We start from the raw sequence: 24,395 nt of genomic DNA on the forward strand, positions 1-24,395 counted from the left end.
CAGGAGCTGAGATGACCTTCGACGTGGCCCGGGTTCGAGCCGACTTCCCGATCCTGGGCCGGGAGATCAACGGGCACCCGCTGGTCTACCTGGACAGCGCGAACACCTCGCAGAAGCCACGCCAGGTGATCGACGCCATGCGCGACCACCAGGAACGGCACAACGGCAACGTGTCGCGCTCGGTGCACACCCTGGGCACCGAGTCCACGACCGCGTACGAGGCCGCCCGCGCGAAGGTCGCCGCGTTCATCGGCGCCGCCACGCCGGACGAGGTGGTGTTCACGAAGAACTCCACCGAGGCCATCAACCTCGTGGCATGGACGGCCGCCGACTTCCTCTCGCTCGGCCCCGGCGACGAGATCGTCGTCTCCGAGATGGAGCACCACTCGAACCTGGTGCCGTGGCAGCTGCTGTGCCAGCGGACGGGCGCCACGCTGCGCTGGTTCGGCGTCACCGACGAGGGCCGTCTCGACGAGTCCCAGCTCGAGACGCTGGTCACCGAGCGCACCAAGCTCGTCTCGATCGTGCACATGTCGAACATCCTCGGCACCATCAACGACCCGGCGCGCATCGTCGCCCGGGCCCGTGAGGTCGGCGCGCTTGTCCTGCTCGACTGCTCGCAGTCGGTGCCGCACCTGCCGGTCGACGTCGCGGCGCTGGGCGCGGACTTCATCGCGTTCACCGGCCACAAGATGCTCGGCCCGACCGGCATCGGCGTGCTGTGGGGCCGCATGGCGCTGCTCGAGACGATGCCGCCGTTCCTGGCCGGCGGCTCCACCATCGAGACGGTCACGATGGGCGGCACCACGTTCGCCCCGCCGCCCGCGCGCTTCGAGGGCGGCACCCCGCCGATCACCGAGGCGATCGGGCTGGGCGCCGCAGTGGACTACCTGACCGCGCTGGGCATGGAGAACATCCACCGGCACGAGCAGGAGCTCACCGCGTACGCGTTGAAGGCGCTCGCGGACGTCCCCGGCTTGCGCATCTTCGGCCCCGCCACGCCGGAAGGCCGCGGCGGCACGGTGTCGTTCGAGGTCGACGGCGTGCACCCGCACGACGTCGGGCAGATCCTCGACGACCTCGGCGTCGAGGTGCGCGTGGGACACCATTGCGCCCGCCCGGTCTGCACCCGGTTCGGGGTGCCGGCGATGACCCGGGCCTCGTTCTACCTCTACACGACGACCGACGACATCGACGCGCTCGCGCGCGGCCTGGAGCACGTGCGGAGGGTGTTCGCCTGATGATCGACCAGCTCTACCAGGACATCATCCTGGACCACTACAAGCACCCGCACGGGCGCGGGCTGCGCGACCCGTTCGAGGGCGAGGCGCACCACGTCAACCCGACCTGCGGTGACGAGATCACCGTCCGGGTGACCTCGGACCTCTCCGACATCTCGTACGACGGCGTCGGCTGCTCGATCAGCCAGGCGTCGGCGTCGGTGCTGCACGAGCTCCTGAAGGGCCGCCCGGTGCCGGAGGCGCTGCGGATCCAGGAGGCGTTCCTCGAGCTCATGCAGGGCCGCGGCCAGGTCGAACCGGACGAGGACGTGCTCGGCGACGGCATCGCGTTCGCGGGCGTGGCCCGGTACCCGGCACGGGTGAAGTGCGCACTGCTGCCCTGGATGGCATTCAAGGACGCCGCGGCCCGCGCGGGCGTGGGCGTCAGCCCGGAGGTGAAGGCATGACCGGCTGCACCGAACTGTGCCCGCCGTCGAGGGCCTACGGCCGTGACTGTGAGGGCCGGGAGGCCATGCCCAAGGAGGGACAAGCATGACCGACAGGACCATCGAAGAGATCGCCTCGGACGCGGCGGAGACCGCCGGCCCCGACGACGCCACGTCGCCGGCCACCTCGGCTTCCGCGACCGACGCCGCTGTCGCGGCTTCCCCGGCCTCCTCGGCCGGGGCCGGTGCGCCGGCTCCCTCGGCTGACGCTGCCGGCGGGGGTGCCGTCTCGAAGGCGAGCGTCGCTGACGTCGAGGAGGCGATGAAGGACGTCGTCGACCCCGAGCTCGGCATCAACGTCGTCGACCTCGGCCTGGTCTACGACGCCCACGTGGACGACGACAACGTGGCCACCCTCGACATGACCCTCACCTCGGCGGCGTGCCCGCTGACCGACGTGATCGAGGACCAGACCCGCCAGGCGCTGACCACCGGCCCCGGCGGCGGCCTGGTCAAGGACTTCCGCATCAACTGGGTCTGGCTGCCGCCGTGGGGCCCGGACAAGATCACCGACGACGGCCGCGAGCAGCTGCGGGCGCTAGGCTTCAACGTCTGATCCACCGTACGGCCGGAAGCCGCCGGGTCGCCCGACCCGGCGGCTTCCGCGTTCCCGCGTCCGGGCCGTTCCCGCGTCCGGGCCGTTCCCGCGTCCGGGCCGTTTCCGCGTGCGGGCCGTTTCCGCGTGCGGGCCGTTTCCGCGTCCGGGGCTTCCCGCGACGGGCGGTTTCTGTCGGAGGCGGGTGGTAGACAACGGGCATGACTCGGACGCCCGCATACCCGGAGCTGCTGGACCTCGTCGACGAGCGGGCGGCCGCCTTCCGCGAGGCCGCCGCCGCGACGGACCTCGCGACCCGCGTGCCCGGCTGCCCCGACTGGTCCCTCCGCGACCTGGTCGCCCATCTCGGCGAGGTGCACCGCTTCTGGGCGGCTACGGTCGCGGCCGGCCCGTCCGACGCGCCCCCGTCCGCCGAGGCGATCGGTGACCGGACGCCCCGCGGCGACCTGCTGACCTGGTCCGCGGAGTCGACCCGGCTGCTGCTCGACGCGCTCCGCGCCGCCGACCCCGACGAGGGTTGCTGGGCGTGGTGGGGAGACTCCGACGCGCCGATGACAGTGCGGGCGGTCGCGCGGCACCAGGTTCAGGAGGCGGCGGTGCACGCGTACGACGCCCAGGAGGCCGCCGGCAGAGCCGAGCCGATCCCCGCCGCGGTCGCCGTGGACGCGGTGCCGGAATTCCTGCAGGTCAGCCTCGGCAGCCTGGGGGCCTGGCCGCATCGCCCCGCCCGGATCGCCCTGACGGCCGTGGAGGGCCCCACCTGGCTGCTCGACCTCACGCCGAAGGGCGCGACGGCCGATCCCGCGCCCAGCGGCGACCCGGTGGCCACCATCCGGGCGTCGGCCAGCGACCTGCTGCTCGTGCTGTTCAAGCGGGTCGGCGTGGAGGCTGTGACGGTCACCGGCGACCCGTCGGCGGTGGACGAGCTGCTGTCCTGGATCGACAACGAATGACGTCAGAGATGCTTGGTGGCTTCGCGTACGGACAGCGGCGACAGCACGCCCCGGTTCTTCGCCACGTAGTCGCGTACCGCGTCCGGGTCGGTACGCGCGTAGTGGCGCAGCGCCCAGCCGATCGCCTTCCGCACGAAGAAGTCGGCGTGCCCAGCCTGTCGGGTGCAATAGCCGAACAGCCGATCGGTGTCCGTGTCAGGTCCGTAGTGCAGCTGGTGCAGCAGCGCCGTACGGACGAGCCACAGGTTGTCGTCCCCGGCCCAGGCGTCCAGGTCCGCGGTGAGCTGCTGATGCCGTCGCACCAGCCCGCCGACGAACCGGGTCGCGAGCGGGTCCACGGTGTCCCACCACGACTTCGTCGTGATCAGCGTGCGTGCCGTGCCGAGGAAGTCAGGCCCGGGCACGCCCACGTTGGCGCGCAGCCAGTCGCAGGCGAAATACTGGTATTCCCGCTCGTCCCGGTCCCAGCACGCCAGCGCCACGGCTCGAAGATCCTCCTCGGCCGGCTTCGGCAGGCCGGCCACCGCGCTCCTCGCGAGGGCGCGCTGGGTGGGCGTCGGAAAGCCGAGGAACGCGAACTGGTTGCGCATGTAGGCGGCGGTGTGCACGGCCCGCTCCGGTTCGGCGGCCGCCTCGAAGAGCCGCACCAGCCGCTCCATCACCTCGTCGGCCGGCGATCGGGTCATGCCCGGATCATGCCACCCGGGTGCGACGGACGTCCGGCGCCTGCACGACGTGGCCCGCGCCGCCGTACGCTGGTCCGTCATGAGCACACGACCGGCGGCCGGCGGAGGACGGTGGGTCGATGTGCCCCCGGAGCGGCTCGAACGGTGGCTGGAGAACTTCGCGTCCCGGCACGGCGGCTGCGTCTCCGACGGGCTGACGCTGACGGGTACGGACGGGGCCACCGCCGAGCTGTCCCCGCCACCCGGCGCGCCGCCCGTCACGGACCTGGCCGGCCTGCAGCGCGTGGTGCAGGAGCCGCGCCGCATCGGACTCCTGCTCGCCCGCAAGGGGGCCGTGGCCGTGGGCGTCGCCGACGGACCGAAGGTGCTGGCGTCCAAGGTGGACACCCACTACGTGCAGGGGCGCACGGCCGCGGGTGGCTGGTCACAACAGCGCTTCGCCCGCCGGCGCGACAACCAGGCCAAGGCGGCCGCCGCGGACGGCGCGGCCATCGTCGAACGCCTCCTGCTGCCGGAGGTACGCGCGCTGACGGCCCTGGTCACCGGCGGCGACCGTACGGCGGTGGAGGCGATCCTCGCGGCCCCACGGCTGGCCGCGCTGGTGCCCCTGCGCCACGAGCGCTTCCTCGACGTGCCCGAGCCGCGGCGCGCCGTGCTCGACGAGGCCGTGGCATCGGCGCGGGCCGTACGCATCCTCGTGCGGGACCCGGCGGCCGGAGCGCGCGGTTAGGGTTCGGTCGTGGACATCGTCGCGGAGCTGACCCTCATCCGGCACGGGCAGAGCACCTCGAACGTGGCCTTCCCGGAGGCCGACGCCGGTGGACTCGCCGACTCGGGACTCACCGGCCGCGACGCCGACGTGGAACTGACCGACCTGGGCGTGACGCAGGCCGAGGCGGTCGGACGGTGGCTCGCCGCGCTGCCCGCCGACCGGGTGCCGGAGGTTGTCGTGACGTCGCCGTACCGCCGGGCGCGGGAGACGTGGCGGATCGCCGCGCAGGCGTCCGGGCTGGATCTCCCGGAGCCCGCCACCGACGACCGGCTGGTGGACCGGCTGATGGGTGACCTGGAGATGATGACCCGGGAGGCCATCAGCCGGCGGTATCCGGACGAGCAGAGCCGCGTCGACGAGGCCGGCGAGTACCACTACCGGCCGCCGAACGGCGAGTCGTTCGGCGACATCGCGGAGCGCCTCACCGCGTTCCTCGCCGACCTGAACCGGGATCACGCCGGGCGGCGGGTCGTGGTGGTGGCCCACGACGCCGTGGTGCTGATGATGCGGTACGTGATCGAGGGCCTCGACTGGGAGGCCCTTGCCGCGGTCGAGGCTGAGGGGCGGGTTTTGAACGCCTCTCTCACCCGGTTCGACGGCTCCTCGGGGCGGTTGGTCCTGAATCATTACAACGCCGTTGGTCACCTCCCTGCCTGATTTGTGGAAGCCGTGACCGTCGCGGTTGGCGGTCGGGCGGGACTGGCGGTGGCTTCACCAGCCGTCGCTGACTGCAGGGCCCGGTGAGCGGCCGTGCGTCGGCGGCAGCCGGGCCTGCACCGCCCGCGACAGCGCGAGGGCCGGCACGGTCGGCGTGGCGTAGGGCGTGGGCGGGTCGGCGTGGTCTCACACCACCAGGGCGATGGCCAGGGTGGCGATCACTGCGCTGGAGATCAGGGCCGTGATGAGGCGGGAGCGGGGGGTTGTCAGGAAGCGGCCGATCAGCGAGCCGCTGCCTGCTATGAAGAGTTGCCAGCTGGCCGATGCCAGGAATGCGCCGGCGACGAACCAGGCGCCGCCGCCCTGGCCGCCTCGGCCCAGGACCAGGGCGGCGAAGTAGACGACCGTTGCCGGGTTGAGCAGGGTGAGGCCGAGGATGCCGAGGTACGCCGCTGCCGGGGTGGTGCGGTCGGTGTCGCGGGTGGTGGCCGGCTTCGTGAGTGCCGACCAGGCGGTGTGGGCTGCGAGCAGGAGGAGGACGCCCGCCGCGGCCCAGCGCAGGGGCGTGGCGATCGGGGCGATCGTGGCCGTCAGGGCCGCCCCGCCGAGGACGGCGATAGCGGCGTAGATGCCGTCCGCGGTGGCCGCGCCCAGGCCGGCGGCGGCCCCTACCCGCAGGGAGGCGCGGGCGCTGAGGCCCGCGATCAGGACCGCGATCGCGCCGACGGGCACGGCGACGCCGTAGCCGGCGATCACGCCGGCGAGGAATGCGCTCATGACAGGGGTACGGGGACCGCCGGGCCGCCGGGGACACGCTGCTGTCGCCGGGCCCGGACGGGTGCGGCGGTGACAGCGGTCTTCGGCAGGCTCAGGGTGGTCACGCGCCCATGGTGGTTGCGCCCGGAGCGGCGGGCAACGAGTTTACGAGACGAGGGCGGGGGTTCGGGGTGACCACTGACGCAGAATGAAGGGGCCAGGGCCAGCGAATGCTGGGCCCCGGCCCCGGCCTCGACGGGAGTTGCGGTCCGCACCACCCACCGAGCTACGACATGAAGCTCTTGATTGTGATCTAGGAAACGGCGCCCGCGGCGAACGTGTCGCAGGTCTTCGGCGAGCCGCTCTCGTATCCCTGGCGGAACCATTGCTGGCGCTGAGCGCTGGTGCCGTGGGTGAATTCTGCCGGGTTGACCGAGCCGCCGCTGCGCTGCTGGAGGGTGTCGTCGCCGATCTTGCTGGCCGTGTCCAGGCCTTCCTGGATGTCCTGGTCGGAGATGCTCTTGAAGATCTTCTGGCCGCCCACGTCGGTGCCGGTGGCGTTCTTGGCCCAGACGCCCGCGTAGCAGTCCGCCTGCAGCTCGAGCTTCACCGAGAGCTTGTTGGCGTCGCCCGGGTTGCGTTCCTGCTCGCGGCGCATCGCGGCCTCGGTGCCGGCCAGGTCCTGGATGTGGTGGCCGTACTCGTGCGCGAGGACGTACGGCTGGGCGAACTCGCCCGGGGCGCCGAGCTGGTCGGCGAGCAGGCGGTAGAACGTGAGGTCGATGTAGACGCGGTCGTCGGCCGGGCAGTAGAACGGGCCCGTTCCGGAGTCCGCCGCGCCGCAGCCGGTGCGCACCTGGTTGGAGAAGAAGACCGTCTTCGACGGCTTGTACGGGTCGCCGAAGTTCTGCGGGAACGCGTCGGCCCAGTAGTCCTGGATCGAGTTGACGAACAGCGCGTTGCGGCAGTCCAGCTGCTTGATCGCCTCGGCCTGTGAGCATTCCTGCTGCAGCGACGTGTTGTCACCGGTCTGCGGTTCGCCGCCGCCACCACTGAGGTTGTTGATGCCGAAGTAGCCGCCCACGAGGGCGATGAGCACGGTCACGATGATCCCGGTCAGGCCGCCACCGCCGATCGGCAGGCCGCCGATGCCACCACCGCCACCGCCACCCGCGGAACGCTGGTCGTCGATCTGGCTCGTGTCGATCCTGGCGTTCTCGTTGAGTTCCATCTCGTCCTCCCGGCCCGAGGCCCGCGCACTCGGCGTGTCGCCCGTGTACCCGATGATCTTCCGCCTTAATCGGGTTGGGAACCGCGCCGGGGCGCCCGGTACACTTGCCCGGTGCTGCTCTGCGAAGGCTGACCTGCCCCGCGCCGACCGAGACACCTTCCGGCCGGCGCTTCCGTGTGCCCTGAGCCAGCCCTCCCGAGAGCGAGCGTTTTCATGATCACCGCCACCGGACTCGAACTTCGCGCCGGCGCCCGGATCCTGCTGTCCCCGACCACGCTGCGCGTGCAGCCCGGCGACCGGATCGGCCTGGTCGGCCGCAACGGCGCCGGCAAGACCACCACGCTCAAGGTCCTGGCCGGCGAGGGCCAGCCGTACGCCGGGGAGGTCACCCGGACGAGTGAGGTCGGCTACCTGCCCCAGGACCCCCGCACGGGCGACCTGAACGTCACCGCGCGCGACCGGGTGCTCTCCGCCCGCGGCCTCGACACGATCCTCGCCGAGATGCAGAAGCTCGAGGTCAAGCTCGAGGAGAGCACCGAGGACAAGCTCATCCGCCGGTACGGCCAGCTGGAGGACCAGTTCGCCAGCCTCGGCGGGTACGCGGCCGAGGCCGAGGCCGCCCGCATCTGCGCCAACCTCGGCCTGCCCGACCGGGCGCTCGCCCAGACCATCGGCACCCTCTCCGGCGGCCAGCGCCGCCGGATCGAGCTCGCCCGCATCCTGTTCGCCAACTCCGGGCAGAACGGCAAGGGCATCCTGCTCCTCGACGAGCCCACCAACCACCTCGACGCCGACTCGATCGCGTGGCTGCGCGGGTACATGGCCCAGCACAAGGGCGGGCTCGTCGTGATCAGCCACGACGTGTCCCTGCTCGAGGCCGCGGTCAACAAGGTCTGGTACCTCGACGCCAACCGCGCGGTCGCCGACATCTACAACGTGGGCTGGAAGACGTACCTCGAGCAGCGCGAGACCGACGAGCGCCGGCGCCGCCGCGAGCGCGCCAACGCCGAGAAGAAGGCCGGCGCCCTCATGGCCCAGGCCGACAAGATGCGCGCCAAGGCGACGAAGACGGTGGCGGCCCAGAACATGGCCCGCCGCGCGGAGAAGCTGCTCGGCGGCCTCGAAGAGGTACGCGTCTCCGACAAGGTCGCCAAAGTCCGGTTCCCGAGCCCCACCCCGTGCGGCAAGACGCCGCTGACCGCGTCCGGGCTGTCGAAGTCGTACGGCTCCCTCGAGATCTTCACCGACGTGGACGTGGCGGTCGACCGCGGCTCCCGGGTGGCGATCCTGGGCCTCAACGGCGCCGGCAAGACCACGCTGCTGCGCATTCTGGGCGGTCTGCTGACGCCCGACACCGGAGAGGTACGCCCGGGACACGGCCTGCGGCTCGGCTACTACGCGCAGGAGCACGAGACGCTGGACGTGGACCGCACGATCCTCGAGCACATGCGCAGCGCGGCGGCCGAGCAGACCGACACCGAGCTGCGGAAGATCCTGGGCGCGTTCCTGTTCTCCGGCGACGACGTGGAGAAGCCGGCCGGGGTGCTCTCCGGCGGCGAGAAGACCCGGCTGGCGCTGGCCACGCTGGTCTGCTCGGGCGCGAACGTCCTGCTGCTCGACGAGCCGACCAACAACCTGGACCCGGTGAGCCGCGAGCAGGTGCTCGACGCGATCGCCAACTATCCGGGGGCGATCGTGCTGGTCACGCACGATGCGGGGGCCGTCCAGGCGTTGAAGCCGGACCGGGCGATCCTGCTGCCGGACGGGGACGAGGACGCCTGGAGCGACGATCTGCTGGAGCTTGTCGAGCTGGCGTGAGATGGCGGCCGGTTCTCGTTGCGGTCTCTTCGCGGCGGGCTCGGCGGTTCGTATCGCCTGGGCGGCCTGCCTTGCCGGCCGCCGTTGCCTGGGCGTTGGGCTGGGCTTTCGGGCCGCGGGCGGGGCGCGGGCCTGTCGGAGGCTAGATCGAGGATCAAGGGCATCGTCGGTTGTCAACTGGTGCCCACACAGACAGTGCGACATCTGAGGATTCCCCGGTCACCTCGTGGGCCTCTCCGGGCGCTTCCCGCGCGCGTCGACGGGTGCGTCCCGGCCGTGGATCACGTCCCAGGGTGAACGTCGGGTAGACGCACAGTGACATCGTTGTCCCTTCCCGGGGGAGATGATGTTTGCGCAGGTCATCGACCCTTGATCGGCGGAGCGGCCCGGCGCCGGAGGGTGCCGCAGCGGCCCCGGCAAAACGTTTCACCGGCCGGCTGTGCAGGTCCGCGGGCGTCCGTCAGGCAAGAGTCTGACATTGATGCCCGTGGTCATCGTCAAGTTCCTGACACTGGTAAATGGGCACGCTGGCTAAGCCAAGATACCTAGCGCATGATCGTTGGAGGCGGTCTAATAGGTGGGACCGTATCGAACCGCACAGTCTGGGACGTGAGGATTCAACATGGCAGCCACGGGCACAGCCACCAGCACTGAGAAGGGTCGTCGAATCGTGGGGAGCGAGCGCCAGACGCTCGCGAAGGACCTGGTGAAGCGCTACACCTCCGGAGAGAGCATTCGGGCGCTGGCCGCATCCACCGGACGGTCGTACGGATTCGTGCACCGCGTGCTCACCGAGTCCGGCGTTCAGCTTCGCCAGCGGGGCGGCGCCCGCCGTCGCAAGAAGGCGTGACGACCAGCGAAGGCGTGGCGCCGGGCGGCGGCGTGACGACCAGCGCGGACTCGGGTTCCGAGGTCGGCGTCAGCTATGCACAGGACGGGCCGGTCGCAACGGTGACGTTGTGCCGGCCCGATGTGCTCAATGCACAGACGCCGGCCATGTGGTCGGAACTCGTCGACATTTCCCGGAAAATGCCGGGGGACGTGCGAGTCGTCATTGTCCGCGGTGAAGGACGCGCTTTTTCCGCCGGGCTCGACTTGTCGGCAGCACGGGGGGAAGGCGATTCTTCGCTGCCCGCCCTCGCGCGCTTGTCACCATCCGAGTGCGCGGAACGGATTGCCGGGTTCCAGGAAGCGTTCACATGGTTACGGCGCCCGTCGCTGGTCACCATCGCGGCGGTGCAGGGGCACGCCATCGGCGCCGGTTTCCAGCTGGCGCTCAACTGCGACATGCGGGTGCTCGCCGACGACGCCCGGTTCTCGATGGCTGAGGTGACGCTCGGGCTCGTACCCGATCTTGGCGGGACCAAACGGCTCACCGAGCTGGTCGGGCCGTCGCGGGCGCTGGAGATCTGCGTCACCGGCCGCCGGTTGCCGGCGGACGAGGCGGACCGGATCGGCCTGGCCACCGCGGTCGTGCCCCGCGATCAGCTGGACGCGGCGGTGTCGGACCTCGCCGCGGCTGTGCTCGCCGCCGACGCCGGTGCTGTCGCGGAGATCAAAGGGCTGCTGAGCGGCGCGCCGGGCCGCTCGTACGAGGAACAGGACCGTGCCGAGCGGGAGGCCCAGACCCGGCGCCTGCGCGACATGGTCGGCCTGGAGTAAGGAGCGAACCGGAACATCCCGGTTACCTGCGGAGTTGTCGTACCCAGCGGGCAGACTGTGCCTGCCGAACGTACCGACGCCCCGGAGGTGACGCATGGGACCCATGTCCGGCGGCTCCAGCTGGACCATGCTGCGCTCGATCCAGAATTCCGAGCGGGTCACCCAGCATCAGCTCAGCCGCGGCACCACGCGGCGCATCCTGCGGTTCGCCCGGCCGTACCGGCGGGACATCGCGGTCTTCCTCGTCACCGTCGTGTTCGCCGCCGGCATCGGCGTGGCCACCCCGGTGCTCGCCGGCCACGTCGTCAACGCGATCACCACGGGTGGCTCCGACGCCGCGGCCACGGTCGTCAAGCTGGCCCTGACGATCGCCGGGCTCGCCGTCGTCGACGCTTTCCTGTCCCTCGCCCAGCGGTGGTATTCGGCCCGCATCGGCGAGGGCATCATCCTCGACCTGCGCACCCGGGTGTACGACCACGTCCAGCGGATGCCGCTGCAGTTCTTCACGCGTACGCAGACCGGCGCGCTCGTCAGCCGCCTCAACAACGACGTCACCGGCGCCCAGCGCGCATTCACCTCCACGCTGTCCGGGGTCGTCAGCAACGTGATCCAGCTCGTGCTGACCGCCGCCGTCATGTTCAGCCTCTCGTGGCAGATCACCGTCCTGTCGCTGATCCTGCTGCCGATCTTCGTGATCCCCGCGCGCCGGGTCGGCAAGAAGCTCGCCGAGATCACGCGGGAGTCGTACAACCTCGACGCCAAGATGAACGCGACGATGACCGAGCGGTTCAACGTCTCCGGGGCGCTGCTGGTCAAGCTGTTCGGGCGGCCCGAGGCCGAGAACGCCCGCTTCGCCGAGCGCGCGCAGCGGGTGCGCGACATCGGCGTGCAGCAGGCCATGTTCTCGCGGACCTTCTTCGTCGCGATGCTGCTGGTCGCGTCGCTCGCCCAGGCTCTGACGTACGGGCTGGGCGGGTGGCTCGCCGTCACGGGCAGCGTCACCGCCGGCACCGTGGTGACGCTGGCGCTGCTGCTCACCCGGCTGTACGGCCCGCTCACCGCGCTGAGCAACGTCCGCGTCGACGTGATGAGCGCGCTGGTGTCGTTCGACCGGGTCTTCGAGGTGCTCGACCTGCGCCCCGGCATCGAGGAGAAGCCCGGCGCGGTCGCCATCCCGGCCGGCGCGGGCCGCCTCGAGTTCCGTGACGTGCACTTCCGCTACCCGCGGGCCGACGAGGTGTCGCTCGCGACGCTGGAGGACGTGGCGGCGCTGGACCGTACGGAGAACGCCCCCGTCCTGCGCGGCGTCGACTTCACCGTCGAGCCGGGCCAGATGGTCGCGCTCGTCGGTCCGTCCGGCGCCGGCAAGTCCACGACCTCCATGCTGGTGTCCCGGGTGTACGACGTCACCGAGGGCGCGGTGCTGGTCGGCGGCGTCGACGTGCGCGACGCGACCCTGGACTCCCTGCGCGACACCATCGGCGTCGTCACGCAGGACTCGCACCTGTTCCACGAGACCATCGCGGAGAACCTGCGCTACGCGCGGCCGGGGGCCACCGAGGAGGAGATGTGGGAGGCGCTGCGCGGGGCTCAGGTCGCTGATCTCGTACGGTCGCTGCCCGACGGCCTGGAGACCGTGGTGGGGGAGCGGGGCTACCGGTTCTCCGGCGGCGAGAAGCAGCGCATCGCCATCGCGCGGCTCCTGCTCAAGCATCCGTCGATCGTCATCCTCGACGAGGCGACCGCGCACCTCGACAGCGAGTCGGAGGCGGCCGTGCAGCGGGCGCTGACCACGGCGCTGCAGGGCCGCACCGCCCTGGTGATCGCCCACCGTCTGTCCACGGTGCGCGACGCCGACCTGATCCTGGTCCTCGACGAGGGCCGCATCGTGGAGCGTGGCCGCCACCTGGACCTGGTCGCGGCCGGCGGCCTGTACGCGGAGCTGTACCGCACCCAGTTCGCCGACAGCGCGCCGCTGGTGCCGTCCGACCCGGAGCCGGTCATCGTGCCGGTCCCGACGCCGATCGAGCCCTGACAGCAGCGACCGGACGGCCCGGCCGCCGAACGCCCGGGGCAACGGGACGAAGGCGGGACGACCCGGGCGTTGGAGGCCGGGGCGTGAGGGTCAGTGTGCGGGTGCGTGGCTCGGCAGCGGGCGTTGCACGAGGTAGGCGCATCGGATGCCGGTGTGGACCGTGCGGGACAAGTGGTCGCCGACGATGCCGTCCGCCTCGCCGACCCGGGCGATCGCCCGCCGGATGGCCTTTCCTACCGCCAGGCGGGCGTTCTCGGCGCCGTCCGCGAACTGCCGGGGCCGGCCGCCCAGCCCGGTGCCGGCGCCGAGCTGGGCGATGAGCCACTCGCGCTCCCGCCGCGCCCGTACCGCCCGTTCCGCGTGCCCGGTGGCCTCGGCTTCGTCGAGCTCGGTGGCCAGCTCGGTGAGGCGCTGCCGGTAGCCCTGCACCGCGGCCCGGTCCAGGACCGGCTGGGCGACGGGATCGCGTCCCGCCTCGGCGAGGCCCGAAACCCCCGCGACCAGGTCGACGGCGCGTACCTCCACGTTCGGGTTCGCCAGGAGGACGACGAGGTGCAGCATGCCGATGCTGTGCCGGACCACGGTGCTGCGGGTGCCGAGCGTGACCCGCCAGCCGCGTCCTTCCCGCGTACACGTGGCGACCTCGGGGTGCTCGCTCCCCGCGGTGAGCTCTTCCACCGGGAGGACGGCGAAGATCGGCGTGCCGGTGCCGGGGACGCCGTACCCCAGCGCTACGAGTGCCACCACCCGGACCATCGAATTCCCCCTCGCGCTCGACTGGCTCCGTCACCGTGCCGGGCCCGGGCGGCGACGCGCATCCGGGGCCGGCCCGTACGTTTTCCGCCGACGTCCGGGGGTCCGCCGGCCGGGCGGCAGATACGGCGTACCGGTCGGATATGTGTCCTGGCCGCTGTTGCGTTGGCGACTCGGCCGGAGTGGGCCGCTCCGTAGCGTTTGGACCCCGTCAGCCCTTCGCGCCGCCCGGGAGACATCGATGCGACTTCTGTGCCCGACCGTTGTCGGACGGGCCGCGGAGCTCGACCTGCTGGGCCGCCTCGTGCCCGCGGCGGCCCGGGGTACGGGCGGCACGGTGTTCCTCACGGGGAGCGCCGGGATGGGCAAGACGCGCCTGGCCCGCGCCGTGCAGCAGCAGGCCGACGAGCTCGGGCTGGTGGTCCTGCGCGGGCGGGCCGTGCCGTCGGTGCAGTTCCGCCCGCTGACCGAGGCCCTCCTCGGCGCGGTACGGCGTGGCGTGGCGCCCGATCCCGCGGGGCTGGGGCCGTACCGGTCGGCGATCGCGGGGCTGGTCCCGGAATGGGGGTTGCCGAGGTCGCCGGACCTCGACGGCCATCCCGTGGTGCTCGCCGAGGCGGTGCTGCGGCTGCTCGTCGGCGTCGCCGGGGACCGGGGCTGCCTGCTGGTGCTGGAGGACCTGCACGACGCCGACGCGGACACGCTCATGATCGTCGACTACCTGGCGGACAACATCGCCGATCAGCCAGTCCTGCTGCTGGGAACGATGCGGCCCGGGCACGAGTGCACCGCGCTGGCGTACGCGGCCGAGCAGCGGCGCAGCGCCTCGGTGCTGGCCCTGTCCCCGCTGGACCCGGCGGCGGTGCGCCTCATGGCGGCCGGCTGCCTGGGCGTTGCACCGGCCGAGGTCCCGCAGGCGGCGCTCGACCGGGTGGTCCGATCCAGCGACGGCGTCCCGTTCTACGTGGAGGAACTGCTCTCCGACATGGTCACGAACGCCATGCTGATCAGTGCCGGAGAGGGAGAGGCCGACGGCGGGCCGGCGTCGTCGGACGCTGTGGCGTCGCCCGTGCCGGCGGCGGTGCGGGCCGGTGTCACCGACCGGGCGCGGCGGCTGAGCGTGGCCGCGCAGCGCCTGCTGATGGTGGCCGCCGTCTGCAGCCAGCCGTGCCCCGGGCCGGTGCTCGGCGCGGGCGCCGGTCTGGACGCGTCCGGGCTGCGGATCGTGCTGCGCGAGGTCACCGGCGCCGACCTGCTGACGGTCGACAGCCGCACCGGCCGGTACGCGTTTCCGCACGCGCTGGTGGCGGACGCGGTGCGCGACTCGGCCCTGCCGGAGGAGCTGGCGGAGGCGTCCCGTTCGGCCGCGGAGGCGATCGAGCGGACGTGCGCCGGGTTGCCGGAGGAGTGGTGTGTGCTGGCCGGCCGGCTGTGGGAGGACGCCGGCGAGGACGAGCGGGCGGCGACCCTGTTCCATCGAGCCGGTCGCCGCGCGGCCGATCAGGGTGCGGTCCGGACAGCCGTGACGCTGCTGGAGCGGGGCCTGAGGCTGGCCACCCGCGGCGCCGGGAGCCATCCGGAGACCGGGCTGATCGTCGAGGCGCTGCTGGAGATGCTCGTCGCCTCGGGGGAGGTGACGCGGGCCCGCCGGCTCTCCGCGCAGGTGGACCGGCACGTCGCCGCGGCGCAGCGGGCGGCGGTGCACCTGCGGGTGGCCCGCGCGGCGGTGGCGGCCGGGCAGTGGGACGCCGGCCGGCGCGAGCTGGCCGAGGTGCGCGAGCTGACCGGCCCGGACGCCGGCACGGCCCTGACCGCCGCCACCGACGTGGTGGCCGCCCGGCTGGCCGTGGCCGACGATGACGCGTACCGGTTGCGCCGGGCCGAGGAGCTGGCGCGCCGGGCGCTGCGGACGGCCGGCGCCGGCCCGCTGCCGGACCTGGCGTGCGAGGCGCTGGCCGTGCTCGGCGTGTGCGCCCGGGTGGACGACCTCGGCCGGGCCGACGAGCTGTTCGCGCGCGGGCTGGCTGTGGCGGAGCGGTACGGCCTGACGCTGTGGCGCATCCGGTTCCTGTTCCACCTGGGCGCCCACGCCGCGATCCGGTATGCCGACCCCGCCGGTCTCGTCGAGGCCCGCGACACGGCGTCCGACGCAGGTGCGGTGATCACGGCGCTCGACGGCGACGCGGAGCTCGCGGTCCTGCAGACGTGCCGCGGCGAGTACGAGCCGGCCGCCCGCCGCGCGCTCCACTGCGAACAGGTGGCGCACCGGCTCGGGCTCGACGAGCTCCGCCTTATCGCGCTGGGGCTGCGGATCTGCGTGGCCGCCCATCGGGGGAGGCGGGACGAGGTCACGGAACTGCTGGCCGCGTACGACGGTTCGGGCGGGCGGCACTGCGACTTCACGGCGGCGCTTCAGGGCTTCGGACTGGCGGTCTGCTCGTTGCTGGAGGAGGACCACGCCCGCGCGTACGCCGAGATGACCGAAGCCGTGGCCCTGGAGTCGAACCGGCCCCCGGAATACCTGTCGCTGAACCACGGCCTGCACCTGCTCCTGACGGTCCTCGCCGGTACGGCCGGCTGGGCCCAGTACGACTCGCTGGCCCTGTCGGCGCGCGGGCAGGCCGGATGGAACCGGCTGTTCATGGCCGTCGCCGGGGCGGTGCTGGCCGGGCGCGGCGGCGACCACGACCTGGCGGACCGCATGATGGCCGAGTTCGACCAGGTGGCCGCCGCGTACCCGCTGGGCCGGCATCTCGGGTTGCGGCTGGCGGCCGAGGCGGCGGTGGAGGACGGCTGGGGGCGGCCCGGGCCGTGGCTGCGGCTCGCCGAACAGCACTTCCATGCCGTGGGCGTGCCCCGGGTGGCGGACGCGTGCCGCGCGTTGCTGCGCCGGGCCGGGGAACGCGCCCCGCAGCGCCGCCACGGGGCGGACCGGATCCCGGCCGTGCTCCGGCAGGCCGGCGTCACGGTGCGCGAGTACGAGGTCCTCGCCCTGCTCGTCGACCGGATGACCAACCAGCAGATCGGTGAGCGGCTGTTCGTGTCGCCGCGCACCGTGGAGACGCACGTGACGCGCCTGCTGGCCAAGACGGGCCTCGCCGATCGCACGGCGCTGGCCGACCATGCGAGATCCGTGACCGCCCGGACCGGGGATCCCGGCCGGGAACCGGCAGAACGAGGGAGCGCCCGATGACCCAGGTCCGAGACAAGTCCCGCCTCGGGCGGGTGACCCCGGCCGTGGTCGCCGCCCTCGCGGTGGCCGGCGCGCTCCCGGCCCCCGGGTTTGCGCAGGCCGGGACCGGCAGTGCGCGGCAGTGGCGATTCATCTCCGTGTCCCCGGTGAAGGGGACCGGAAACCTGCACGCGGTGGCGGCCCGGTCGGCCACCGACGCCTGGGCGGTGGGGTGGACGAACCACCCCGACACCGGTGCGGCCACCGCCCTGGCCGAGCGCTGGACGGGTACGGGCTGGCAGGCCGTGCCGGCGCCTGCCTCGGCGGGTACGCAATCCTGGCTCTCCGATGTGGACGTGCTGCCCTCGGGGGATGCCGTCGCCGTCGGAAGAGAGCTGTCCGGCGATGTCTCGGTGCCGCTCATCGAGCGCTACCCGGCGGCCGGAGGACCGGGCGAGGTGGTGCCCGGTCCGGAGCCCGCCGTCGCCGGAGCCTGGCAGGGGGTGAGCCTGTCCTCGGCCACGGACGGGTGGGCGGTCGGCCAGGCGGGTTCCGGGTCACCGGGCGACCCCGCGAAGGCCATGATCGCCCGCTGGGACGGGACCCGGTGGTCGCGCGTACCGAGTCCCGGGGCGGGGACGTCGAGCAGCCGCTTGACCGCCGTCGTGGCCGTCTCGCCGAGCGACGCGTGGGCTGTCGGAGGGCTGCGGGACGCCGGCACTCCGGACGTGGACGAGGCGCTGGTGCTGCACTGGGACGGGGTCTCGTGGAGCCGGGTCGGCGGCCCCGCGCCGAGCCCGGGCGGGACCACGCTGCTCGGGGTGGCGGCGGCCGGGCCGGGGGAGGTGTGGGCGGTCGGGCGCACCGGGCCGGAGTCGCAGCCGCGGGCCGTGGCGCTGCACCGTACGCACGGGGTGTGGCAGGAGCTGCGGTCGACGCGGGCGGCGGCCACCCAGTTCAGCGACGTGGCGGTCGTCGCGCCCGGTGACGTCGAGCTCGCCGGCTATCAGGTGCCCTTCACCGAGGAGACCGTGAACCTCGAGCACTGGACCGGTGCCGGGCTGGAGCCGGACTCCACGCTCGTCGGTCCGGCGGGCGACGACCACATCGCCTCGGCCCTGAGCGGGATCGCCGCCGAGCCGGCCGGCGGTCCGCTGTGGGCGGTCGGCTGGGCCACCACGGTCACCCGGCCGGTCATGCAGCCGGTCACGCTGCGGTCGGACCGCTGATCCCGTACGGCGCAAGCCGGCCCGTACCCCCGGACAGGGCGTACGGGCCGGCGGGGCAGTGGGGTCAGAAGCCGACCACCCAGCGCTGCGCCAGGGTCCCGTTGCAGCGGAAGATCTGCATGGCCGTGTTGGGCTGCGTGGTGGCACCCGGCACGTCGACGCAGAAGCCGGTGTCGGTGAAGTGCACCCGCGACTCGATCTTCACCACGTTCGGCAGGGACGCGCCGGTGTTGTACTCCTCGTTGCTGATGGGCACGCAGGTGCCCTGCAGCAGGCGGGCGCCGTTGAACGCACCGTCGAAGGCGTCGAAGCAGAAGCCGCTCAGCTGGTTGCGGAACTTGTAGTGGTTGGTGCCGACCTTCTCCGACTCCCAGCCCTGCGCGATGCTCTCGAGCCCGGTGGTGACGCAGGGGTTCTGCACGATGGCCGCGAACTCGGCCGTCGACAGGCCGGCCGGCTCGAGGCACAGGTTGTTGCCGACGTTGCGGATGAAGGTGAAGCTGCCGCCGATCTTCGGTGACACGGTCCCGGCGGAGGCCGGGGACGCGCCGGCGCCCACGGACAGCCCGGCCATCAGCATCGCCGCGGCGGCCGCGCCCAGGATGGTACGGATGATGCGACCCATGGAACGGATCCCTTCCCTCGGTGTGTCGGGCCGGGACGTCGCCGTCCCCGTCGCCCGGTTCACCTCCGAAGGCGTGCCACCGCGTGCCATGCCCGTGCCATCGGCGTCAGTCGTGCAGGGAACCTGTCATCGGGCCCTTCGGGTCGCTCGCGATGCACCGGACGCCCCGGTCGAGGAACCAGGAGTTCTCGTCCGGGTACTGGTAGTAGACGTCGAGGGTGTCGGCCTCGTCGGGGGCGTACCGGTCGAGTTCCTCGGTGCAACGATCGTTGGCCTGCTTCTCGACCGCCTTCTCGCCCGGATAGGGGCCGCGCGGCAGGTCGAAGGTCGCGTACACCTCGCCCTTGTGCGGTTTGCCGCAGGCCACCAACGGGACGCTGCTGCGGCCTCCGATGGGGTCCAGGCTGCCCAGACACTGGCCGACCTCCAGTTCGTCGACCGGCACGCGGTTGAAGGCGTCGGCGAACCCGGCACGCCCTGACGCGTCGTTGGTGGAGGTGTCGTCGGTCGCGACGGCGATGGCGACGCCCACGACGATGGCTGTGATCCAGCAGCCGGCGAGCACGAGACCGGTGATCGCCAGGCCCTTGCCGCGCTGGGGGCGCCGCCGGGTCTGGACGAGGCCGACGATGCCGAACACCGTCGCGAACAGGACACCGCCGAGGATGCCGAAGATCAGCGAGGCGATGGCGAAGCCGTTGGTGCCGGGGTAGGCCTGCTGCGGCGGGGGCGCGAAGCCGGGGGCGGGCGGGAAGGGCTGGTTCGCGTACGGGCCGGGCTGGTTCGCGTACGGGCCGGGCTGGGAGGCGTACGGCTGGGGGTGGGGCTGCTGGGTCACGGCGAGGACGCTAACAACCGGGCCGATCGGCCGCTGTCCCCGATGATCTCGATCCGGCATCGGCGGCCGTGCGCAGCTCCGCGAAGGCCGCGGCGAGCGTGTCCACCGTGTAGTGCGCGTTCAGGCCGCTCGGGTTGGGGCAGCACCCAGACCGGTACGCCCGCGATCCGGTCCGGCTGCCGGCCCATCGTCGCTTTCGGGCGGGCGAAGGCCGTCCGGTACGCCGTCACGCCCAGCACCGCCAGGAACCGCGGCCGCCACCGGTCCACCAGCGCCGCGAGGATCTCGCCGCCCGCGACCAGCTCGGCCGGGGAGAGCTCGTCGGCGCGGGCCGTCGCGCGGGCCACCACGTTCGTGATTCCCAGCCCGGCGTCGGGCAGCGACCACTGCTCCGACGGGTGCAGCTGCCGGTCGGTGAAGCCGGAACGGTGCAGGGCCGGCCAGAAGCGGTTGCCCGGGCGGGCGAAGTGGTGGCCGGTCGCCGCCGAGTACAGGCTCGGGTTGATCCCGGAGAACAGCACCCGCAGGCCGGGGCCCACCAGGTCGGGGATGGTCCGGCCGGCCGCGGCGGCGACCTCGGCCTGCGTCGGCCGCGGCGGGAACGGCGGGGAGGAAGGGGCCGATGTCCCGGTACGGACGGGCAGAGCGGGGCGGCGCCGGGACGACATGAGCCGAGCCTATCCGCGCAGAACGCGCAGAGCCCGGCGCGCGAAGTCCGCCTCGGGGTCCGAGGCTTGAGGTGGACGGCCGCTGTGACACTCGGACCCCTTGCGGAGATCAGGAGGAGCGCGGGCATGGGTCCATCGAGGGGGTGGTCCGGCGGGCGTACCCGGCGGCCGGCGGCGGGAACGGGCACGCTGGGGGCGGACGGCGTGACGGGCGGGGAAGGAGGGACCGGGCGATGATCCTGCTCTCCGATCCCCGGGTCGCCGCCGTGCCCAGCCGGGACGACGGCGATCGGCTCGTCGACCTGCGGGACGTGCCCGAGCTGCGGCTCGACGGCCGGGCCGCCGACCCGGCCGGCGCGTACGCGCGGTTGCGTTCCGAGGTCGCGTCACGGCTGGTCGATGCGCAGAGCAAGCTGCCGGACGGCGTACGGCTGCTGGTGGTCGAGGGGTACCGGCCGAGGGCGGCGCAGCAGGCGATCTTCACGGGCTACCAGGAGGAGCTGCGCCGGTTGCACCCGTCGTGGGGCGAGGCGCGGCTGCGCGTGGAGGCGAGCAAGTTCGTCTCGCCGGTGGAGGTCGCGCCGCACAGCACCGGCGGCGCCGTCGACCTGACGCTGTGCACGCCGGAGGGCATCGAGCTGGACATGGGTACGCCGGTCGACGCCACCCCCGTGGAGAGCGACGACGCCTGCTTCACCGGGGCGCGGAACATCAGCGCGGCGGCCGGGGAGAACCGGCGGGTGCTGATCGACGCGCTGACCGCCGTGGGGCTGGTGAACTATCCGACCGAGTGGTGGCACTGGTCGTACGGGGACCGCTACTGGGCGCTCACCACGGGTGCCGGGCAGACGAGGTACGGGCCCTTGTAGCCGCTCGTTACCGTGCCCGGCCATGATCCCCATGACGCTCGCGGACATCGCTGCCGTCGTACGCGGAACCGTGTGTGACGGTGACCCGGCGACGACCGTGACCGCGCCGGTCCGCTACGAGACCTCCCGGGTGGAGCCCGGCGGGATGTTCGCCGCGTTCGCCGGTGAGCGCCGCGACGGGCACGACTTCGCCGGTCAGGTCGTCGCCGCAGGTGCCGCCGCGGTGCTGGCGTCGCGGCCGGTCGGCGTCCCGGCCGTGGTCGTCGAGGACGTACGGGCGGCGTACCAGATGCTCGCCGCGGAGGTCCTCACCCGCCTGCCGCACGTCCACCGGATCGGGGTGACCGGGTCGTCCGGGAAGACGTCCGCGAAGGACCTGCTGGGGCAGGTGCTCGGCCGGCTCGGACCGGCCGTCGCGCCGCCGGGAAACCGCAACAACGAGATCGGCGTGCCCGAGACGGTGCTGCTGACGACGACGGAGACCCGGTTCCTGGTGACCGAGCTGGGGGCGCGGCACGTCGGGGACATCGCGGCGCTGATGCCGGTCGTCCGCCCGCACACCGGCGTCGTGCTCGGCGTCGGCACCGCCCACATCGGCGAGTTCGGCGGTCGCGGGGCGATCGCGCGGGCCAAGGCGGAGCTGGTGGAGGCGCTGCCGCCGGACGGGCTCGCGGTGCTCAACGCCGACGACCCGGTGGTGGCGGCGATGGCGGGGCGTACGCGGGCGCGCGTGGTCACCTTCGGGCGGCACCCCAACGCCCGGATCCGCGCCGAGCGGGTCGAGCTGGACGGTGCGGCGCGGGCCCGCTTCCGGCTGCGGACCCCGGACGGTACGGCCGACGTGGCGCTGCGCCTGCACGGCGAGCACTTCGTGACGGCCGCCCTGGCCGCGGCGGCCGTGGCCCTCGATCACACCGACGACGTCCGGCTGATCGCGGACGCTCTGAGCAGTGCGACGCCCCGGTCCGCCGGGCGGATGCGGGTGAGCGAGCTGCCTGGCGGCGTGACCGTGCTCGACGACGCGTACAACGCCAATCCGGAGTCGATGGTGGCCGGGCTGCGCACGCTGACGGCGATGGCGGGCGGGCGCCGCCGGACTGTCGCGGTGCTCGGGCAGATGAACGAGCTCGGGGAGGGCTCGGCGGCCGCGCACGTGGAGGTGGGGCGGGCCGCCGTACGCCTGGGCGTCGACGTGGTGGTCGCCGTGGGCAACCGGGACGCGGCCGGCTACGGCGGCACGTACGCGCCGGACCGGAACAGCGCCGAGGAGGTGCTGCGGGACCTGCTGCGGCCGGGCGACGTCGTGCTGGTGAAGGCGTCGAACAGCCTGGGCCTGTCCGAGCTCGCTCAGAGGGTTCGGGAGGCGCCGCCGTCGACCGGCACCGCGAGCCCGGTCAGGTAGCTCGCCGCCGGGGACAGCAGGAACGCGGCGACCCGGCCGAACTCCTCCGGCTCGCCGAGGCGCCCCAGCGGGACGGAGGCCGCGGCATCCACGGCCGCCTTCTCGGCGTCGCCCGTGGCCGCGAACAGCTCCCGGTTGCGGTCGGTCAGCACGCGGCCCGGGAGCAGGCTGACCACGCGGATGCCGCGCGGGGCGTACTCGTCGGCCATGTCCTTGGCGACGCCGGCGAGCCCGGGGCGCAGGCCGTTGGACAGGCCCAGCCCCGCGATCGGCGTCCGGGCCGAGGTGGACAGCACGAAGCCGATCACGCCGCCGGCGCCCAGCGCGCCGGCGAAGGTGCGGGCGGCGCGTACGGATCCGAGGAAGACCGTCTCGAAGGCCTCGCGCCATTGCTCGTCGGTCTGCGCGGCAGCCGTGCCGTGGCCGGGGCCGCCGACCGAGATCAGCGCGCCGTCGAAGCGGCCGAACCGCTCGGTCGCGGCGCGCACGAGCAGGCCGGGTGTGTCCGCGTCGGTGAGGTCCGCGGCGACGCCCACGGCACCGTCGCCGAGGTCGCGCACGGCTTCGTCGACGCCGGCCTGCGAGCGGGAGGAGACGACGACTTTCGCGCCGTCGGCGACGAGCGCCTGCGCGGTCGCGAGGCCGAGGCCGCGGGAGGCGCCGGTGAGGACGTAGACGCGGTCGGCGAGGCCCAGATCCATGCCGCCGATCCTATCCGCGGCGCAGGTGCCGCGCGGTCGGCTCGTCCGCCGGCAGGAACGCCTCGATGGCCAGCTCGGACAGGGTGACGTCGCGGGGCGTACCCAGCACCGAGGTGATGCTGAAGAACGACAACTCCGTCCCGCCGGCGTCGTACCGCAACGGCACGACCGGGCCGTCGGGCTCCCGATCGTCGTCCGGGCCGGGCAGGGCGCGCAACTCGTCGTGCAGCGCGCGCAGCACCGGGTCACCGGAGGCGAGGGCCTGGTGGTCCAGGCGGTGCAGGACATGCGTACGCCACTGGGCCAGGTTCCGGATGCGCGGCGCCATGCCGGCCGGATGCAGCGACAGCCGCAGGACGTTCACCGGCGGCTCCAGCAACTCCGCCGCCGCGCCCGCGGTCAGCACCGCGATCGCCGCGTTGCCGTCGACCATCGTCCAGTGCCGGTCGACCAGCACGGCCGGGTAGGGCTCGTACCCGGCGAGGACGTCACGCAGCGACGCCAGCACCGCGGCCAGGTCCGGGCTGCCGAGGTCCGTCTCCGAGAAGGCCGGTGCGAAACCGCCGGCCAGCAGCAACGCGTTCCGCGCCCGCAACGGTACGGCCAGTTCCTCGGCCAGCCGCAGGATCATCTCCCGCGTCGGACGGGCCCGTCCGGTCTCCACGAAGGACAGATGCCGCGCGGAGACCCCGGCCTGGCTCGACAGCTGCAGCTGGCTCAACCGGCGGCTCCCGCGCCACTGCCGCAGCAGCGTCCCCACGTCACCCATGCGCCGATCGTAGGGAGGCCGCCGACCGGCGCCCATGACCTCCGAGGTAATCGACCCGCTTACCGCCCCGCGGCGACAGTGGGTCCATCGCAACCGAGAGAGGACGACATGAGCGACTTCGACACCGTGGTGGAGCGTTACCTGGCCGCCTGGAACGAGACCGATCCCGCCGTACGCAGCGCCACGATCGCGGACGTCTTCGCCGAGGATGTGCGCTACGTGGACCCGGTCGCCGCCGTACGGGGCCGCGAGGAGCTGCACGCGCTGATCGGCGCGGCCCAGCAGCAGTTCCCCGGCCTGGTGTTCACCCCGGGCGGCCCGGCCGACGCGCACCACGACCAGGGCCGCTTCACCTGGCACCTGGGTCCGGCCGGGGCCGAGCCCGTGGTGGTGGGTTTCGACGTGGTGGAACGGGACGCCGACGGGCGGATCCGGACGGTGCTCGGCTTCATCGACCGCGCGCCCGCCTGAGTGTGCCCCCGGGCCGGCAACGGCCGAACGGGGGGCCGGCCCGGTA

General features: G+C 73.1%; 23 protein-coding genes and 1 pseudogene. 15 read left to right on the forward strand and 9 right to left on the reverse strand.

The window, feature by feature from the left end:
* The first annotated feature begins 11 nt into the window (after nucleotides 1–11).
* The 4 genes from IT780_RS26965 (at nucleotide 12) to IT780_RS26980 (ending at nucleotide 3,235) form a co-directional block, all read left to right on the forward strand.
* Nucleotides 12–1,241 (forward strand): cysteine desulfurase, encoded by a 1,230-nt coding sequence (locus IT780_RS26965; RefSeq protein WP_199514564.1) that lies wholly within the window; start codon nucleotides 12–14, stop codon nucleotides 1,239–1,241.
* Nucleotides 1,238–1,687, forward strand: a complete 450-nt coding sequence (gene sufU / locus IT780_RS26970) for a Fe-S cluster assembly sulfur transfer protein SufU (protein ID WP_199514637.1) — start codon at nucleotides 1,238–1,240, stop codon at nucleotides 1,685–1,687. Before IT780_RS26965 ends, sufU begins: the two co-directional genes overlap by 4 nt.
* Before the next feature lie 85 nt (nucleotides 1,688–1,772).
* Entirely contained in the window at nucleotides 1,773–2,282 is a 510-nt protein-coding gene (locus IT780_RS26975) for a metal-sulfur cluster assembly factor (protein ID WP_199514565.1), read from the forward strand.
* Nucleotides 2,283–2,482: 200 nt separating this feature from the next.
* Nucleotides 2,483–3,235 carry a maleylpyruvate isomerase family mycothiol-dependent enzyme gene (locus IT780_RS26980; RefSeq protein WP_199514566.1) on the forward strand — a complete coding sequence of 251 codons (753 nt, stop codon included), beginning with the start codon at nucleotides 2,483–2,485 and terminating at the stop codon, nucleotides 3,233–3,235.
* A gap of 2 nt (nucleotides 3,236–3,237) precedes the next feature.
* Here the strand turns inward: IT780_RS26980 and IT780_RS26985 are convergent, their stop codons facing one another.
* Nucleotides 3,238–3,921 carry a DNA alkylation repair protein gene (locus tag IT780_RS26985; RefSeq protein ID WP_199514567.1) on the reverse strand — a complete coding sequence of 228 codons (684 nt, stop codon included), beginning with the start codon at nucleotides 3,919–3,921 and terminating at the stop codon, nucleotides 3,238–3,240.
* Nucleotides 3,922–4,000: 79 nt separating this feature from the next.
* On the opposite strand from IT780_RS26985, the gene IT780_RS26990 reads away from it, so the two are divergent.
* Both IT780_RS26990 and IT780_RS26995 read left to right on the forward strand, forming a co-directional pair.
* The gene (locus tag IT780_RS26990; protein ID WP_199514568.1) at nucleotides 4,001–4,651 is read left to right on the forward strand and encodes an acVLRF1 family peptidyl-tRNA hydrolase; all 651 of its coding nucleotides are present in this window, start codon (nucleotides 4,001–4,003) and stop codon (nucleotides 4,649–4,651) included.
* Between the two features lie 9 nt (nucleotides 4,652–4,660).
* Nucleotides 4,661–5,350: a histidine phosphatase family protein gene (locus IT780_RS26995; RefSeq protein WP_199514569.1), complete on the forward strand. Its 690-nt coding sequence runs from the start codon at nucleotides 4,661–4,663 to the stop codon at nucleotides 5,348–5,350.
* Nucleotides 5,351–5,536: 186 nt separating this feature from the next.
* Here IT780_RS26995 and IT780_RS27000 read toward each other — a convergent pair whose 3' ends face one another.
* Together IT780_RS27000 and ypfJ are read right to left on the reverse strand one after the other, a co-directional pair.
* Entirely contained in the window at nucleotides 5,537–6,127 is a 591-nt protein-coding gene (locus IT780_RS27000) for a LysE family transporter (protein ID WP_199514570.1), read from the reverse strand.
* A gap of 292 nt (nucleotides 6,128–6,419) precedes the next feature.
* Nucleotides 6,420–7,337 (reverse strand): KPN_02809 family neutral zinc metallopeptidase, encoded by a 918-nt coding sequence (gene ypfJ, locus IT780_RS27005; RefSeq protein WP_199514571.1) that lies wholly within the window; start codon nucleotides 7,335–7,337, stop codon nucleotides 6,420–6,422.
* 213 nt (nucleotides 7,338–7,550) lie between these two features.
* On the opposite strand from ypfJ, the gene IT780_RS27010 reads away from it, so the two are divergent.
* From IT780_RS27010 to IT780_RS27025, 4 genes are all read left to right on the forward strand, one after another.
* Nucleotides 7,551–9,155, forward strand: a complete 1,605-nt coding sequence (locus IT780_RS27010; protein ID WP_199514572.1) for an ABC-F family ATP-binding cassette domain-containing protein — start codon at nucleotides 7,551–7,553, stop codon at nucleotides 9,153–9,155.
* Nucleotides 9,156–9,777: 622 nt separating this feature from the next.
* The gene (locus IT780_RS27015; protein ID WP_015620263.1) at nucleotides 9,778–10,005 is read left to right on the forward strand and encodes a helix-turn-helix domain-containing protein; all 228 of its coding nucleotides are present in this window, start codon (nucleotides 9,778–9,780) and stop codon (nucleotides 10,003–10,005) included.
* A gap of 32 nt (nucleotides 10,006–10,037) precedes the next feature.
* Nucleotides 10,038–10,817: an enoyl-CoA hydratase/isomerase family protein gene (locus tag IT780_RS27020; RefSeq protein WP_199514638.1), complete on the forward strand. Its 780-nt coding sequence runs from the start codon at nucleotides 10,038–10,040 to the stop codon at nucleotides 10,815–10,817.
* Between the two features lie 94 nt (nucleotides 10,818–10,911).
* Nucleotides 10,912–12,852, forward strand: coding sequence for an ABC transporter ATP-binding protein (locus IT780_RS27025; RefSeq protein ID WP_372443803.1), 1,941 nt, complete (start codon nucleotides 10,912–10,914; stop codon nucleotides 12,850–12,852).
* A gap of 90 nt (nucleotides 12,853–12,942) precedes the next feature.
* Here the strand turns inward: IT780_RS27025 and IT780_RS27030 are convergent, their stop codons facing one another.
* A complete protein-coding gene (locus tag IT780_RS27030) occupies nucleotides 12,943–13,599 on the reverse strand; it encodes a hypothetical protein (RefSeq protein ID WP_199514573.1) in 657 nt (218 codons plus the stop codon).
* 247 nt (nucleotides 13,600–13,846) lie between these two features.
* Between IT780_RS27030 and IT780_RS27035 the strand changes: the two genes are divergently transcribed.
* Complete coding sequence (locus IT780_RS27035; RefSeq protein ID WP_199514574.1) at nucleotides 13,847–16,798, forward strand: helix-turn-helix transcriptional regulator; 2,952 nt, start codon at nucleotides 13,847–13,849, stop codon at nucleotides 16,796–16,798.
* On the forward strand, nucleotides 16,795–18,006 hold the full coding sequence (locus tag IT780_RS27040) for a hypothetical protein (RefSeq protein ID WP_199514575.1): 1,212 nt from the start codon (nucleotides 16,795–16,797) through the stop codon (nucleotides 18,004–18,006). The genes IT780_RS27035 and IT780_RS27040 overlap by 4 nt, the downstream gene beginning before the upstream one ends.
* 64 nt (nucleotides 18,007–18,070) lie before the next feature.
* Here the strand turns inward: IT780_RS27040 and IT780_RS27045 are convergent, their stop codons facing one another.
* The 3 genes and pseudogenes from IT780_RS27045 to mug all read right to left on the reverse strand — a co-directional run bounded on the left by IT780_RS27045 (nucleotide 18,071) and on the right by mug (nucleotide 20,137).
* Nucleotides 18,071–18,631: an RICIN domain-containing protein gene (locus IT780_RS27045; RefSeq protein ID WP_199514576.1), complete on the reverse strand. Its 561-nt coding sequence runs from the start codon at nucleotides 18,629–18,631 to the stop codon at nucleotides 18,071–18,073.
* Nucleotides 18,632–18,737: 106 nt separating this feature from the next.
* Complete coding sequence (locus IT780_RS27050; RefSeq protein WP_199514577.1) at nucleotides 18,738–19,469, reverse strand: DUF4190 domain-containing protein; 732 nt, start codon at nucleotides 19,467–19,469, stop codon at nucleotides 18,738–18,740.
* 10 nt (nucleotides 19,470–19,479) lie between these two features.
* Nucleotides 19,480–20,137: pseudogene (mug, locus tag IT780_RS27055) on the reverse strand (G/U mismatch-specific DNA glycosylase).
* 233 nt (nucleotides 20,138–20,370) lie between these two features.
* Between mug and IT780_RS27060 the strand changes: the two are divergent.
* Together IT780_RS27060 and IT780_RS27065 are read left to right on the forward strand one after the other, a co-directional pair.
* On the forward strand, nucleotides 20,371–21,006 hold the full coding sequence (locus IT780_RS27060; RefSeq protein ID WP_199514578.1) for a M15 family metallopeptidase: 636 nt from the start codon (nucleotides 20,371–20,373) through the stop codon (nucleotides 21,004–21,006).
* A gap of 22 nt (nucleotides 21,007–21,028) precedes the next feature.
* Nucleotides 21,029–22,408, forward strand: a complete 1,380-nt coding sequence (locus tag IT780_RS27065) for a UDP-N-acetylmuramoyl-tripeptide--D-alanyl-D-alanine ligase (protein ID WP_233413546.1) — start codon at nucleotides 21,029–21,031, stop codon at nucleotides 22,406–22,408.
* Here the strand turns inward: IT780_RS27065 and IT780_RS27070 are convergent.
* Both IT780_RS27070 and IT780_RS27075 read right to left on the reverse strand, forming a co-directional pair.
* Nucleotides 22,354–23,109, reverse strand: a complete 756-nt coding sequence (locus IT780_RS27070) for an SDR family oxidoreductase (protein WP_199514579.1) — start codon at nucleotides 23,107–23,109, stop codon at nucleotides 22,354–22,356. The genes IT780_RS27065 and IT780_RS27070 overlap by 55 nt on opposite strands.
* Before the next feature lie 10 nt (nucleotides 23,110–23,119).
* Nucleotides 23,120–23,878 carry a helix-turn-helix domain-containing protein gene (locus IT780_RS27075; protein ID WP_199514580.1) on the reverse strand — a complete coding sequence of 253 codons (759 nt, stop codon included), beginning with the start codon at nucleotides 23,876–23,878 and terminating at the stop codon, nucleotides 23,120–23,122.
* A gap of 108 nt (nucleotides 23,879–23,986) precedes the next feature.
* Here IT780_RS27075 and IT780_RS27080 point away from each other — a divergent pair, with 108 nt between their 5' ends.
* Nucleotides 23,987–24,349 (forward strand): nuclear transport factor 2 family protein, encoded by a 363-nt coding sequence (locus IT780_RS27080; RefSeq protein WP_199514581.1) that lies wholly within the window; start codon nucleotides 23,987–23,989, stop codon nucleotides 24,347–24,349.
* Nucleotides 24,350–24,395 lie beyond the last annotated feature (46 nt).

Source organism: Nucisporomicrobium flavum, from assembly GCF_016464385.1.
Lineage (GTDB): Bacteria > Actinomycetota > Actinomycetes > Mycobacteriales > Micromonosporaceae > Actinoplanes > Actinoplanes flavus_A.

Excerpts from the sequence above, each read along its gene's own strand:
- IT780_RS27060 (WP_199514578.1), top strand. The coding sequence starts at position 20,371 with ATGATCCTGCTCTCCGATCCCCGGGTCGCCGCCGTGCCCAGCCGGGAC.
- ypfJ (WP_199514571.1), bottom strand. The coding sequence starts at position 7,337 with ATGGAACTCAACGAGAACGCCAGGATCGACACGAGCCAGATCGACGAC.
- IT780_RS27065 (WP_233413546.1), top strand. The coding sequence starts at position 21,029 with ATGATCCCCATGACGCTCGCGGACATCGCTGCCGTCGTACGCGGAACC.
- IT780_RS27040 (WP_199514575.1), top strand. The coding sequence starts at position 16,795 with ATGACCCAGGTCCGAGACAAGTCCCGCCTCGGGCGGGTGACCCCGGCC.
- IT780_RS26985 (WP_199514567.1), bottom strand. The coding sequence starts at position 3,921 with ATGACCCGATCGCCGGCCGACGAGGTGATGGAGCGGCTGGTGCGGCTC.
- IT780_RS27035 (WP_199514574.1), top strand. The coding sequence starts at position 13,847 with ATGCGACTTCTGTGCCCGACCGTTGTCGGACGGGCCGCGGAGCTCGAC.
- IT780_RS27010 (WP_199514572.1), top strand. The coding sequence starts at position 7,551 with ATGATCACCGCCACCGGACTCGAACTTCGCGCCGGCGCCCGGATCCTG.
- IT780_RS27070 (WP_199514579.1), bottom strand. The coding sequence starts at position 23,109 with ATGGATCTGGGCCTCGCCGACCGCGTCTACGTCCTCACCGGCGCCTCC.
- IT780_RS27080 (WP_199514581.1), top strand. The coding sequence starts at position 23,987 with ATGAGCGACTTCGACACCGTGGTGGAGCGTTACCTGGCCGCCTGGAAC.
- IT780_RS26965 (WP_199514564.1), top strand. The coding sequence starts at position 12 with ATGACCTTCGACGTGGCCCGGGTTCGAGCCGACTTCCCGATCCTGGGC.
- IT780_RS27045 (WP_199514576.1), bottom strand. The coding sequence starts at position 18,631 with ATGGGTCGCATCATCCGTACCATCCTGGGCGCGGCCGCCGCGGCGATG.
- IT780_RS27000 (WP_199514570.1), bottom strand. The coding sequence starts at position 6,127 with ATGAGCGCATTCCTCGCCGGCGTGATCGCCGGCTACGGCGTCGCCGTG.
- IT780_RS26980 (WP_199514566.1), top strand. The coding sequence starts at position 2,483 with ATGACTCGGACGCCCGCATACCCGGAGCTGCTGGACCTCGTCGACGAG.
- IT780_RS27075 (WP_199514580.1), bottom strand. The coding sequence starts at position 23,878 with ATGGGTGACGTGGGGACGCTGCTGCGGCAGTGGCGCGGGAGCCGCCGG.
- IT780_RS26975 (WP_199514565.1), top strand. The coding sequence starts at position 1,773 with ATGACCGACAGGACCATCGAAGAGATCGCCTCGGACGCGGCGGAGACC.
- IT780_RS26990 (WP_199514568.1), top strand. The coding sequence starts at position 4,001 with ATGAGCACACGACCGGCGGCCGGCGGAGGACGGTGGGTCGATGTGCCC.
- IT780_RS27025 (WP_372443803.1), top strand. The coding sequence starts at position 10,912 with ATGGGACCCATGTCCGGCGGCTCCAGCTGGACCATGCTGCGCTCGATC.
- IT780_RS27015 (WP_015620263.1), top strand. The coding sequence starts at position 9,778 with ATGGCAGCCACGGGCACAGCCACCAGCACTGAGAAGGGTCGTCGAATC.